Annotated in this window: 10 protein-coding genes; 6 read left to right on the forward strand and 4 right to left on the reverse strand. The window is 63.1% G+C overall.

The annotated features are described in order from the left end of the window. Positions 1–8 precede the first annotated feature (8 nt). The gene (locus tag HZY77_RS01980; RefSeq protein ID WP_296818214.1) at positions 9–3,572 is read right to left on the reverse strand and encodes an EAL domain-containing protein; all 3,564 of its coding nucleotides are present in this window, start codon (positions 3,570–3,572) and stop codon (positions 9–11) included. Between the two features lie 217 nt (positions 3,573–3,789). Between HZY77_RS01980 and HZY77_RS01985 the strand changes: the two genes are divergently transcribed. The 4 genes from HZY77_RS01985 to ppx are packed head-to-tail and all read left to right on the forward strand — an operon-like array spanning position 3,790 to position 7,959. Next, a complete protein-coding gene (locus HZY77_RS01985) occupies positions 3,790–4,317 on the forward strand; it encodes a hypothetical protein (RefSeq protein WP_296631465.1) in 528 nt (175 codons plus the stop codon). Further along, the gene (locus tag HZY77_RS01990; protein ID WP_296818216.1) at positions 4,317–5,234 is read left to right on the forward strand and encodes a CobD/CbiB family protein; all 918 of its coding nucleotides are present in this window, start codon (positions 4,317–4,319) and stop codon (positions 5,232–5,234) included. Before HZY77_RS01985 ends, HZY77_RS01990 begins: the two co-directional genes overlap by 1 nt. Positions 5,235–5,254: 20 nt before the next feature. Continuing rightward, positions 5,255–6,478 carry a spore maturation protein gene (locus HZY77_RS01995; protein ID WP_296818218.1) on the forward strand — a complete coding sequence of 408 codons (1,224 nt, stop codon included), beginning with the start codon at positions 5,255–5,257 and terminating at the stop codon, positions 6,476–6,478. Beyond that, complete coding sequence (gene ppx, locus HZY77_RS02000; RefSeq protein ID WP_296818221.1) at positions 6,475–7,959, forward strand: exopolyphosphatase; 1,485 nt, start codon at positions 6,475–6,477, stop codon at positions 7,957–7,959. The genes HZY77_RS01995 and ppx overlap by 4 nt, the downstream gene beginning before the upstream one ends. Before the next feature lie 24 nt (positions 7,960–7,983). Here the strand turns inward: ppx and HZY77_RS02005 are convergent, their stop codons facing one another. Further along, positions 7,984–8,700, reverse strand: coding sequence for a DUF1223 domain-containing protein (locus HZY77_RS02005; protein WP_296818223.1), 717 nt, complete (start codon positions 8,698–8,700; stop codon positions 7,984–7,986). A gap of 451 nt (positions 8,701–9,151) precedes the next feature. Between HZY77_RS02005 and cfa the strand changes: the two genes are divergently transcribed. After that, on the forward strand, positions 9,152–10,324 hold the full coding sequence (cfa, locus tag HZY77_RS02010) for a cyclopropane fatty acyl phospholipid synthase (RefSeq protein ID WP_296818225.1): 1,173 nt from the start codon (positions 9,152–9,154) through the stop codon (positions 10,322–10,324). Between the two features lie 6 nt (positions 10,325–10,330). On the opposite strand, the gene HZY77_RS02015 is transcribed toward cfa, so the two are convergent. Continuing rightward, on the reverse strand, positions 10,331–11,125 hold the full coding sequence (locus HZY77_RS02015; protein ID WP_296818227.1) for a glutathione S-transferase family protein: 795 nt from the start codon (positions 11,123–11,125) through the stop codon (positions 10,331–10,333). A gap of 326 nt (positions 11,126–11,451) precedes the next feature. Then, complete coding sequence (locus tag HZY77_RS02020) at positions 11,452–11,928, reverse strand: PaaI family thioesterase (protein WP_296818229.1); 477 nt, start codon at positions 11,926–11,928, stop codon at positions 11,452–11,454. Between the two features lie 119 nt (positions 11,929–12,047). Between HZY77_RS02020 and HZY77_RS02025 the strand changes: the two genes are divergently transcribed. Beyond that, positions 12,048–12,962 carry a LysR family transcriptional regulator gene (locus HZY77_RS02025; protein WP_296818231.1) on the forward strand — a complete coding sequence of 305 codons (915 nt, stop codon included), beginning with the start codon at positions 12,048–12,050 and terminating at the stop codon, positions 12,960–12,962. Position 12,963: the final 1 nt, after the last annotated feature.

The following is a 12,963-nucleotide window of genomic DNA, read 5'->3' on the forward strand; positions in this document are numbered from 1 at the left end:
AGGCGATATTATAGTTGCGGGACTCCGGCGGGCGGCGCTGTGCGTACCTGTTGCGTGTGCGCCCACGCCTCGAATACGGCGGGCGGCTGGGGGCGGTTGAACAGATAGCCCTGGTAGGTCTGGCAGCCGCGATCGGCGAGAAAGACGTGTTGGGCCTCGGTTTCCACGCCCTCGGCCACCACGTCCAGATTGAGACTCTGTCCCAGGGCCAGGATGCTGTGCGCAATGGACGCATCGTTGGGGTCGCTCAGCACGTCGCGTACGAATGACTGGTCGATCTTGATCTCGTCCAGCGGCAACCGCTTCAGATACGCCAGCGACGAATAGCCGGTACCGAAATCGTCGAGCGAAAAGCCGATGCCGCGTGCCTTGAGCGCGCTCATCTTGACGATGGTTTCTTCCATGTTGTCCACCAGCAGGCTCTCGGTCAGTTCCAATTTCAGCCGGTGCGGATCGGCACCGCTGCGGTCGATGACGTCCAGTACCTGAGACACGAAATCCGGTTGGCGAAACTGGCGTGCGCTGACGTTCACCGCCAGATTCAGCGATGCCATGTGCGGCTGGGCGGCCCAGGCCACCAGTTGTAGGCAGGCGCTTTCCAGTACACGCAGCCCGATCGGCAGGATGAGGCCGGTTTCCTCGGCCAGCGGGATGAAGGTGGCCGGCGCGATCCAGCCGCGTTCGGGGTGATGCCAGCGCAGCAGCGCCTCGGCCCCGCAGAGGTGTCCCCGGCTGTCGACCTGCGCCTGATAATGCAGCTCGAAGGCATGGTTCTGTAAAGCGTGGCGCAGATCGGCTTCCAATTCGGCGCGGACGGCCGCCGCCGCCTGCATGGCTGGATCGAAGAAGCGCAGGGTGTTGCGGCCTTGTGCCTTGGCCTGGTACATGGCGAGATCGGCGCGTTGCAGCAATTCGTCCTGGGTGGCTGGCTGGTCGTTGAAGAGTGTGATGCCGATGCTCGATGTGCTGTGGTGCACATACTCGGACAGCAGAAAGGGCGATGCAAAGCTGGCCAGTACCTTCTCGCCCACCAGCATTGCATGGGCGGCAGCTTCATGCGGAGTGCCGGCAAGGTTTTCCAGCACGATCACGAATTCGTCGCCGCCGAGCCGTGCCAGCGTATCGCCCTCGCGCAGGCAGGCTTGCAGGCGCTGGGCAAGCTGTTGCAGGAACAGATCGCCGATGGCATGACCCAGCGTGTCGTTCAGCGCTTTGAAATTGTCGACGTCGATGAACAACAGGGCACCCACCTGTGACAGGCGTGCATCGATCGCCAGCGCATGGCTCAGGCGATCGCGCAGTAACTGGCGGTTGGGCAAGCCGGTGAGATGGTCATAAAACGCCAGGTACTGGATCTCGCGCTCGGCAGCCTTGCGTTCGGTGATGTCGGTATTGATCCCCAGGATGGCATCCGGCACTTGTTGTTCGTCGCGCAGCAGGGTCCAGTGGGCTTCGACGATGAGCGTGCTGCCATCCTTGCGCCGCTGCATGATTTCGCCGTTCCATTCGCCCAGTTCCCTGACTGCACGCGTGCTTTGGTGGAAGTCATCCGGATCGGCATACAGCAGCGTGTCTGCCGGCTGGCCAACCGCCTCGTCACGGGTCCAGCCATACAGGCGCTCGGCCCCCTTGTTCCAGTAGCGGATGACGTGGTCGAGGCCGCGGACCACGATGGCATCCTGTGCCTTGTCGAGCAGCGAGGCCTGTTGTCGGATATGGGCGTCGGCGGCTTGACGTTCGAGCTCCGAGGCCACGCGGGAGGCAAAGATCTGCAGCGTGGACGTGATGAAAGCCGTGTCCCGCAGAGGATGGCTGAATAGCACGAACAGCTGCCCGATCGGCTGGCCGGCCGAATTGTCCAGCCGGTGGCCCACGTAGGCCTGGGCGCGGTGCGCACTGAGTTCTGCAGTGCAGGGAAACAATTCGCTGACGCGGGCGGGGATTACGTAATTGAGCGTGTCGCTGAGATGCTGGCAGGGCGTGCCTGAGAGTGGATATTCAAAGTTGGGAATGATCCGGCTATCGAGGTAGGCCACCTCGGTGCGCGCCGAGGCCGGTTCGCCGGGCTGGATTCGTGCAATGAACCCGGCGCTGGCGCCGAGTGCCTCGGTCATGTTGCACACCAGCTCTTCGAAAAAGGCGTTGCCCGAATTGGCGGATACGCCCGCGGCGATCTTCAGCACGGCGGCCTGGATCCGATCCTGCTCGAGGCGGTTGCGCAGCGTGGCGATGGCGAATGCCAGATCGCCGGTCAGTTGCTGCAGCAGACGAATCTCCTCGGCACCGAAGTGGCGCACCTTGGACGAGAACAGGGAAAATACCCCGTAGACATGCTGACCATCGTGCAAGGGCAGCACGACCAGACTGTGATAACCATGGTGCAAGGCAATTCCGAGCCAGGGTGCGGAGCCGGGATCGGACTGCAGGTCCTCGACCGTCACCACCTGGTTGCTGCGCAATGCCCGTCCGACCGGCCCGCGGCCCACGGCCTTGTCGTCGGACCGGCTGAACGAAACATCCTGCAGCGAGTCTGTGCCCATGCCTGCCCAGGCGATGGGCAATACCGATTGTTCGACATCGTCCTGGGTATAGCCGATCCAGGCCATGCGATATCCACCGACGTCGACGGCAATGCGGCAGATCTCGTTCAACAAGCCCTGCTCGTTTGTCGCGTGGACCACGGCTTCGTTGCAGGCGCTTCGCATGTGCAGAGCGCGGTTGAGGCGAGCCAGTTCAAGTTCGGCGTCATTGCGGCTAGTAAGGTCGGTCATGCCGCCGACCATGCGGAGGGCACGCCCGCTGCCGTCGCGGATCACCGACCCGCGATCCAGCACGTAGGCATAGTGGCCGTCCTTGCGCTGGAAGCGGTATTCGGCCGCCCAGTTGGTCCCGCCGTTGTCGATTACCTGGCGGATGCTTTCCAGTACCCGGCCATGGTCGTCGGGGTGGAGATGCCGAGTCCACGAGCTGCTGTCGAGGGGCAGGTCGGCCGGCACATGGCCGAATGTGCTTTGCATGCCTTCATTCCACCAGATGCGGTCCAAAAGCAGGTCCCAGTCCCAGATGGTATCGGAGATGACGCGAGCGACGGTCTTGAAACGTGCCTCGCTTTCGTGCAGTGCCTGCAGGACCCGTTTGCGTTCGGTGATATCGCGTTGCACTGCCACGAAGTGCGTATGCCGGCCGGACGCATCGGTGACTGGGACGATGTCGAGATCGAGCCAGACGGGTTCGCCCGCCTTGGTGTAATTGATGAGTTCGCTGCGTACCGGCTGTCGGGCTTCCAGCGCGGCACGGATGCGGTCGAGCTCGTGGCGGTCGGTCAGGGGACCTTGCAGGAAACGAGGCGATTTTCCCAATACTTCTTCGCGTCGATAACCGGTGAGCCGTTCGAACGCATCATTGACGAACACGATGCGCGGCCCCGGTTCGTCGCAGGGATCGGCCTCCGTGATAAGCACGATATCGTTCAGGCGGGCAACGCTCGCCTCCAGCAGCGCAAGCTGCTGAAGACCGCTATGCTCGTCGGCAAGCGGATGCGGAGGAGCGTCCACGACGTCGAGACTAGACATGGCTACCTAGCTTGGAGACGGCGAATACGCATGCGGGATATCGTCGCAGGGGTCGGATCGATCCGGTCGGTGCGTGCATGGCGGGTCAGGGCGTCAGCGTATGTCTAGGTTAACGTCCATTTTACGGCTGAACTTGAAGACAGGCCGGCGGAAAGGCGCGCATCGGGCGCGGCACGAGGCTGTGGTATCTTCTCGCGTTGTAGAAGGGGTTGCATCCGTGTTCAAGAAACAGTGGCCGGCGTTTGTGCTGGCGTTCGTATTGCCGATCGTCGCAGTTTTCTGGTGGTGGGGCGGGTTCAACTCGGTCAGCGTGACCGAAACCGTGGCCGGGCCGCATCGTTATGCCTATCTCGATTACGAAGGTCCGATCAGCAACATGCGTAAATCGCAGAATGCGGTACTGGACCGGTTCACTGAGGCCCGGGTGACGGCAGGCGACACAATCAGCGTCATCCTCACCGATCCGCGCGCCGACAATGGCAAGGTGCGCGCGCAATTGGGCTATACCCTGGCCGATGACGCCCCGGTCCCCGCCGGCCTGAAGGAGGGCCGCATCGAGCGGCGTCCGGTCTACCTGGCGCGCGTTCAGGCGGCGGTACTGCTGGCACCGTCCAAGGCCTACCAGGCGCTGGATGACATGCTGGAAGCGCATGGCAAGGGCATCGTCATGCCGACGGTGGAGCTGTACCGTCCGGCAGGCCAGGCCGACCGGATCGGCGTTTTTACCCTGGAAATGAACCGCTGATGGCGTTCTTCTCCGTCTTCGCTGCCCTCGTGCTCGAGCACGTACGCCCGTTGCGGCAGCCGTTACCGCATTACCAGCGCTATACCTTGTTCATCCAGTGGCTCCAGCGCAAGCTCAACGCTGGCGAATACAGCCACGGCGCGATCGCCTGGACGCTGGCAGTCATGCCGGTGCTGATAGGTGTATGGCTGGTTTTCTTTCTGCTCGGCGGCATCAGCCCGTTTCTCGGGTGGGTGTGGAATGTGGGCGTACTGTATGTCACCCTGGGCTTCAAATATTTCAGCGACGATGCCGAGCGCATCGCACGCCTGTTGCGCGCCGGCGAGCTCGATTCGGCACGTACGCAACTCGGCGCATGGCGTGGTGGCGATGCCAGCGCGTTCAGCGCGGATGACATCGCGCGCGTCACTATCGAGCAGGTGATGGCAGCAAGCCAGCGCCAGATGTTCGGCGTGCTGTTCTGGTTCGTGCTGCTGGCGCCACTGGGACCGGTCGGGGCAGTACTGTTCCGCACCGCCTCGATCCTGGCGCGACGCTGGACGAACACCCAGGGTCGATTTGGCCTGTTCGCCCTGCGAGCCTTCCATGCCATCAACTGGTTGCCGGCCCGGCTGACTGCACTGACCTATGCCATTGCCGGCAACTTCGAGGATGCCACCTTCTGCTGGCGCAGCCAGGCGCCGGGCTGGCCGGAAGAGGAAGAGGGCGTGGTGCTCGCCGCCGGCGCCGGCGCCATGGGGGTGCGTCTGGGCCAGAGCCTCAACGTGGGGGACGAAACCGTGTGGCGGCCCGAACTGGGCACGGGCCAGGCCCCTGACGCCGACTGCATCGACAGCGCCATTAGCATGATCTGGCGCGGGCTGGTGATCTGGCTGGTGGCCGGGCTGCTGGTTGTCGTCGCCAGCTGGATTTCCTAAGGTCCCATGCTTAACGCGCTGTGGGTCGGTTTTTTCTAGTCGCCTTCCTGATCGCACTGTTCAAGCTGGTTTTCCTCGGCGACGCCGGGGTGTTTTCCGCACTGGTCAAATCACTGTTCGACAGCAGCAAGACGGCATTTGAAATCGCCCTCGGCCTCACCGGCGTGATGGCGTTGTGGCTGGGGGTGATGAAGGTCGGCGAACGGGCCGGCATGCTCGACGTGCTGACGCGCGGGCTCGCGCCGCTGTTCCGCCGCCTGTTTCCCGACGTGCCGCCCAACCACCCTGCGCTGGGCGCGATGACCATGAACATGGGGGCCAACATGCTGGGGCTCGACAATGCCGCGACGCCGCTCGGTATCAAGGCGATGCAGGAGCTGCAGAAGCTCAACCCCTCGCCCGACACCGCCAGCGATGCGCAGATCCTGTTTCTGGTGATCAATACCGCGTCGGTGACCCTGCTGCCGGTCACCATCTTCACCTTCCGCGCGCAGCTTGGCGCCGCCGATCCCACCGACGTCTTCGTGCCGCTGCTCATCACCACCTATATCGGCACCCTGACCGGGATCCTGGTTACCGGCCTGTTCCAGCGCCTGCACCTGTGGAATCGCGTCACGATGGCCTACCTGGGCGGGGCCACGGCGCTGATCGGCGGGCTGGTCGCCTATTTCTCCAGCCTCGACGCGGCCGAGATGACGCGGCAGTCGGCCATCCTCAGCAACGTCGTGCTGTCCGGCATCATCGTGACCTTCCTGCTGATGGCGGTGTGGCGGCGCGTCAATGCCTACGAGGCCTTCGTCGAGGGGGCCAAGGAGGGCTTTAACACGGCGGTCACGATCATCCCGTATCTTGTCGCCATGCTGGTGGCGATCGGCGTGTTCCGTGCCAGCGGCGCGCTCGACCTGCTGATGAATGGCGTGCGCAGCACCGTGCTGGCGCTGGGCTTCGATGCCCGCTGGGTTGACGCGCTGCCCACCGCGCTGATGAAGCCATTTTCCGGCAGCGGCGCGCGTGCCATGATGATCGACACCATGCAGGCCCACGGCGCGGACTCCTTCGCCGGGCGGCTCGCGTCCATCGTGCAGGGCAGCACCGAGACGACGTTCTACGTGCTGGCCGTATACTTCGGCGCGGTCGGCATCAAGCGGGTGCGCCACGCCGTCACCTGCGGTCTGGTCGCCGACGTCGCCGGCATCCTCGCCGCCATCGGCATGGCCTATCTGTTTTTCGGCAAATCCGCATGAAGACCTACGACACCCTTGCCGCCGTCGACCTCGGATCCAATTCCTTCCGCCTGGAAGTGGCGCGGGTCGCCGGCGACCAGCTCTATCCGCTCGACTCGCTGAAGGAGACCGTGCGCCTGGCCGGCGGGCTCGGTGCCGACAAGCGGCTCGACGACGCCACCCAGGAACGCGCGCTGGCCTGCCTGCAGCGCTTCGGCGAACGCCTGCGCGGCCTGTCGCCGGAAGCGATCCGCTGCGTCGGCACCTCGGCGCTGCGCGTCGCCAAGAATGCCGGCGAATTCATTCCNCGGGCCGAAGCTGCGCTCGGGCATCCGATCGAGATCGTCGCCGGGCGCGAGGAGGCGCGGCTCATCTATCTGGGCGTCGCGCATTCGCTGCCGGCATCGCCTGACCGGCGCCTGGTCGTCGACATCGGCGGCGGCTCCACCGAATTCATCATCGGACATGGACTGAAGCCGCACGAGCGGGAAAGCCTGCACATGGGCTGCGTCAATTTCTCCAAGCGTTTCTTTGCCGACGGGGTCGTCGACAAGGCGGCGCTGAAAGCTGCCGAGACCGCGGCCCGCGTCGAGGTCGAGCGTATTGCGAAAGCGTTTTCNCGGGGCAACTGGCAGCAGGCCGTGGGTTCCAGCGGCACCGCTCGCGCGCTGCGCGAGATCATTGAACAGAGCGGCTGGTCGGCACACGGCATCACGGCCGATGGACTCGCCCAGCTGCGCGCCCAGTTCATCCGGGCTGGCCACCTCGACGCGCTCGAACTGCCCGGCCTGACGCGCGACCGCCGCCCGGTCATCGCTGGCGGCTTCGCCATCATGGCGGGCCTCTTCGCCGAGCTTGAAATCGAACAGATGGACGTCGCCGAGACCGCCATGCGCGAAGGCATCCTCTACGATCTGCTGGGACGTTTCCACAAGCACGACATGCGAGAGGCGACAGTGGGTGAGTTCATGCGTCGTTACCACATCGACGCCCGCCAGGCCGCGCGTGTCAGGCAAGTGGCGATGAATCTGCTGACTGCCCAGGGCGGCAGTGGCGCTGGCGACGACAATGACGTGCGCTTTCTCGACTGGGCCGCGCGCCTGCACGAAATCGGGCTCATGGTGTCGCACGGCGGCTACCACCGTCATTCCGGCTACATCCTGGAAAATGCCGACATGCCGGGTTTCTCGCGTACCGACCAGGCGCGCCTGGCGCTCTTGGCGCGCGCCCAGCGCGGCGCGCTGACGAAGCTGCCGGCATTCGCCTCCGGTACGGTGTCGGACAACGACCGTTTGCTGGTGTGGCTGCTGCGCCAGGCTGTCATCCTCTGCCGTAACCGTGCCGAGCCCCACCTGCCCGAGGTGAAGGTGGACGCGAGCAACAAACGTTTCCGCCTGACCTTGCCCGAAGGCTGGCTGGAAAGCCGGCCGCTCACCCAGCGTGCGCTGGAAGAGGAGGCGGCGCACTGGCAGGCGGTGGGAATCAAGTATCCGTTTGCCTAGGACGGGGTCACACAACGGTTCAAGCTAAGGACAGGCTGGCAATGCCAGCGCCTGCAAGGTCGCCCCGCGTGCATCGAGCACGAACGCCGTCACGCCCAGATCGGCAGCTTTCCATCCGGGCTGCAGTCTGAAGCGTTGGCGGGCATGGTGCGGATCGAACGGCCCGGCCAGTTGGCGCACGACATGGTCGTGGTGCAGGACCCGCCGGGCGTTTTCCCCTGCAGTGACCTCCGAGTCCAGGCGGTTCTCAGTCAGGGCCAGATACAGTTGCGCCTCATGTCCGGCAGCCTGGTCATCGAAGCGGCTGTCGGCCTGGACGTCCAGGCGGTCGGTCGATTGGGTCAGCGTGAGTGCCAGACGGACCGGTGCGGGCGCGGTCGAGCGAGGNNGCAGGCCGCGTTGCCAGGCGCGGTAATCCTTGCCGTCGAGCATCACCTGAGGCGTGTAGACCCAACCGGTTCCGTTGTTGCGTGCCCGCTGGCGTTGGCTGAAAGCGGCCTGGGCAAACGGGTCGCGCCAACCCAGCCGGTCCCAGTAGTCCACGTGGAATGCCAGCGGTACCACTCCGGCATCGTCAGGCAGGTGCGATAGCCAGCGGTCGGCTGGCGGGCAGGAACTGCAACCCTCCGAGGTATACAGTTCGAGCAGGCTGTTGCGCGATGCGCCGCTGACGGCATTGCAGGTGGCGGCATCCGCGACAGGGATGGCCAGGACACAGCAGAACAGCAGGACGATACGCATGAGATCTCCTGTCGGGAATCTCTTGGTCGCCCCGGACGAACTGTCCTTACAAGTTGAAGCGCGGCCAGTCGTGCTGGACGGATAAAATCACAAAAATATATCTTATGCGCTTTGCCAGCCGCAGTGCGTTCCTGCGAGGTGGATTGTCCGGCGCGGATTGAAAGGCGTGTACTGAACCGCCAGAGATGCTGCGGGCATTGCCGGCCGGCGGCGAGGCGTGGTGTCTGAATACCCTATGGATACAGGCGTGGATGGTAATCCGGCGATGGGTCTCCCCACCGAATTGCCGTGTCCCGGTTCCTGGAAATCTAACCAGCTGGACGTCATGATGCCAGCAATGTGAAGTACAAGTATCGATATATACGATATATAAGATATAAAAAAATCGTTTGTTAAATAATTGTCGAAAATCTACTCTGGGCGCCTCAAGGTTTTAGAAAGGGAACCCTCGATGCAAACGGAAGATGCGCTCGTCCTTGACCCTGCCGGGGATGCGCCAACGCTNCCCGCCGCCCCCACCATCCTCCGCGAGCTTGCCGGCGATGCCGGCGTCACGATCAATGGTGACGCCCCGTGGGATATCCGGATACTCGATGAACGCGTCTACCAGCTTGTCTTGACGAAGGGGTCGCTCGGTTTCGGCGAGGCCTATATGGACGGGATGTGGGAGTGCGAGCGGCTGGACCAGCTTTTCCACCGTCTTCTGAGCGCCCGGGTCGAGGANAAAATCGACAACTGGTCGCAGCTGCGCCTGCTGGGCGAGATTCTGCGCCACAGCCTGTTCAACCTCCAATCCAGCCGGCGCGCCTTCCAGGTGGGCGAGCAGCACTACGACATCGGCAACGACGTGTTCGAGGCCATGCTCGACCCCACCATGAGCTACTCCTGCGCCTACTGGCACAACGCGGCCGGGCTGCGGGACGCGCAACTGAAGAAACTCGACATGATCTGCCGCAAGCTGGAACTGAAGCCTGGCGAACGCATGCTCGAAATCGGTTGCGGATGGGGCGGGCTGGCCCGCTATGCGGCAGAACACTACGGCGTCGAGGTGGTCGGTATCACCATCTCGAAAGAGCAGCAGAAACTGGCGCGGGCGCGCTGCGAGGGCCTGCCGGTATCGATCGAGCTGATGGACTATCGGGACCTTACCGAACAATATGACAAGATCGTTTCGGTGGGCATGTTCGAGCATGTCGGCCCGAANAACTACGCCGTCTATTTCGACACGGCGCATCGTGCGCTCAAGGACGACGGACTGTTCCTGCTGCACACCATCGGCAATTCCGTCACGTCGCCGAAGACCGATGCCTGGATCGACAAATACATCTTTCCCAATGGCAAGCTGCCGTCGGCCAAAGAGATCGCATCAACCCTGGAAAGCCGCTTCCTGATCGAGGATTGGCACAACTTTGGTCAGGATTACGACCATACCCTGATGGCCTGGTGGGAAAACTTCGACACCGCCTGGCCTTTCCTGGAAGCCAAGTACGGCAAGCGCTTCTATCGCATGTGGAAATACTATCTGATGAGTTGCGCNGGGTTTTTCCGTTCCCGCCAGGGCCAGCTCTGGCAGCTGGTCCTGAGCAAGCAGGAAAGGGGCGGCACCTACCGTTCGGTGCGGTAACGCGCTTTACAGCAAGCCCAGTTCCGCATCGGTCGCGCTGTGCGCATACTTGTTTCGCGGCGGCCAGGGGCGGGTGCGCCAGTCGGGTGCCGGCGACAAGGAAGACTTCGTTCGGCCGGGCGGCAAGGCGCCGTTCCCGGCTCCCTTCGAATAGTCGTAATAGAGCTTGACCACTTCCTCCAAGGTCGTCTGCTGGGCGGCCGGATGCGAAATACAGGCGTCGACCCACGCGCGCACGCGGGCGTAGCGAGTGTCACCAGGCAGCGTGAAGCCTTCGTAATATTCCAGAAACCAGAAGCGCTCGAAGAACGGCGTGAACACGGTCTCCGCCCAGCCGAACGTTTCGAACAGGAACGGGCCGGACGGCGCGTGTTCCAGCAGGAAATCGTTCAGCAGGGCATATTGCTTCAGCATGTCTTCCCGCAGGGCCGCACAGCGTGCGGGGTCCTGGTTCATCAACCAGGTGTAGCCCTGGCTGAAAANATCGGCATCCATCCGAGTCAGCATGTTTTCCACCGCACGCCGGTAAGGGTCGCGCTGGGCGACCGGCTGTTCCGGATAGATGTCCTCGAGATACTGCAGGATGACCAGGCTTTCCTTGATGATGTGCCCGTCGGCCGTTTCCAGCACCGGCAACGCCGTGGTGCCGCGGGTCTNTTTCAACAGCCAGTCGGGACGCGGCTGAGTGATGTCGATCACCTGAAAGTCGATTTCGTCGCGACGGCCCTTCAACGTCAGCAGAATGTCCAGACGCTGGCAGAACGGACAGACAGGGATGTGGTAAATGATGGGCTTGCTCATGGTCGGGATGGGGTATGGCCCTGGAGAAAAGCTGACGATAACGCAAATGACCAACGTTTGTCCTAGCCAGGCTCAAGGGTATGTCAGGCTGATTCATTCGGGCACGGGCATCGGGGATTTCGCATGATTTCGGCGTGCAAGCGTTCGGCCCGGTAGCACACGGCATAGCCCCGCGCGGCGGCAAGCTGCACGGTAGCCGCGCCAATGTATCGGCTGCCGCCCGTCGTGAGCATGATCTCTTCAATTTCAGCGATTCTCTATTTTCGTTGCAGGGTTTGAGACACCCGGCTTGCCCGGGAAGCCGGGAAGACATCCCGGGATGAGCCTCACCGTCCGTTCGCAGCCTNCCCTCGAAGAGTCATGACCGTACTCGTTGCGCGTGCGACCGGTTTGCCGTCGTCCCGGACGATCTCACATTCGTAGTGTGTCAGCGTCTTTCCGTGCTGGACCTGCCGTGCGGTCGCGGTCAGCACGGATCGCCACACAGGCCTGAAGAAGCTGATCCTGAGATCGATGCTGGCGAAGGTTTCGCCTTCCGCGATGGCGGTCGAGTGCGCGGTTCCGATGGTGGCGTCGGCCAGTTCGCACAACATGCCGCCGTGCACGGTGCCCTGCTGGTTGCCATGGATGGCCGCATCTGCATCCAGTTCGATTTGCGCATACCCCACGTCGACATCCGTAATCCTGAACCCCAGAAGTTGCGAGATTGCAGTGGGATAACGCATCTCCGTTGTGGCATCCGCAGGCAGGCTGCCATCCAGTTGCCGTCGCAGAAACGCGAGCGTAGACAGTTTGCTGTTCATGCATCCTCCGATGAATGACCCCATGAACCGTTCATGCGGATCTGGGCGGCCAGTCTACGGTCGCGCTACAAATATTTATAATCGATTGTTGTTATTGAAAATAATAGGAGAAACCTATTATGAAAATCCAGCATCTCCGCTTTCTGGCTGCGGTGGTGGAGTATGGCGGCGTGATCAAGGCGGCCGAGCGGCTGCATCTTTCGCAGCCCTCCGTGTCGGCCGGCCTCAAGGCGCTGGAGCAGACGCTGGGCCGGCCGCTCTTCGACCGATCCATCCCGGCCAACCGGCCACTTCGCCTGACGCCGGCAGGCCGCCGCTTCTATCGGCATGCGCGCGAGATCCTCAGGCAATGCGATGTGGCGCGTGCCGATTTTCTGGGTGAGGCCGAGGAACTACGACGGATTCGCGTGGGCGTGCTCAATACCCTGCCGCACGAGGCGATTGCCGCGCTGGTTCAAGCGGTGGCAAAACAGGCGCCCAACGTGCGGCTGGAGGTTTGGGAAGCCTCNCCCGAGCGTGTGGCCGGATGGCTCGCCCAGGCGCGGATCGACTTCGGCTGGACGAACGTTAGCGATCTCGCCGCCAACGCGCGCGTATTGTGGCGCGAACCCCTGGTCGCCGTGGTGGCGCCGGACCATCCGCTCGCACAGACGTCTGGGCCCATTTCGGTCCGGGATTTGGGGGCGTATCCGTTTGTACACCGATCGACTTGCGAGCTGGATGCGGTAGGCCGCGCGCAGTTGAAGGCCGCCGGCGTGACGCTGCGTGTGACGGTGCGTGCCGAACGTGAAGAACTTGCTTTCCGGTTGATACGAAACGGGACGGGAATGACCCTGGCGCCGCGCAGCCTCGTGCCGGACGACCTGGTGGCCGTGCCGGTCTCGGGCTTGGGCGTGGCGAGAACCATCGGGCTTGAATGGCGTGAGGGCTTGGATCCGATGTTGCCTGGCCTGCTCGCCGATGCGATGGAGGAGGTGGTGTCGCTGATGCCCGTGTCGGCGGAAACGGGGAGGCAATCGAAACGAGCCGGATAGG

Origin of the sequence: Thiobacillus sp., from assembly GCF_013693775.1 — a bacterium.
Taxonomy (GTDB): Bacteria; Pseudomonadota; Gammaproteobacteria; order Burkholderiales; family Thiobacillaceae; genus Thiobacillus.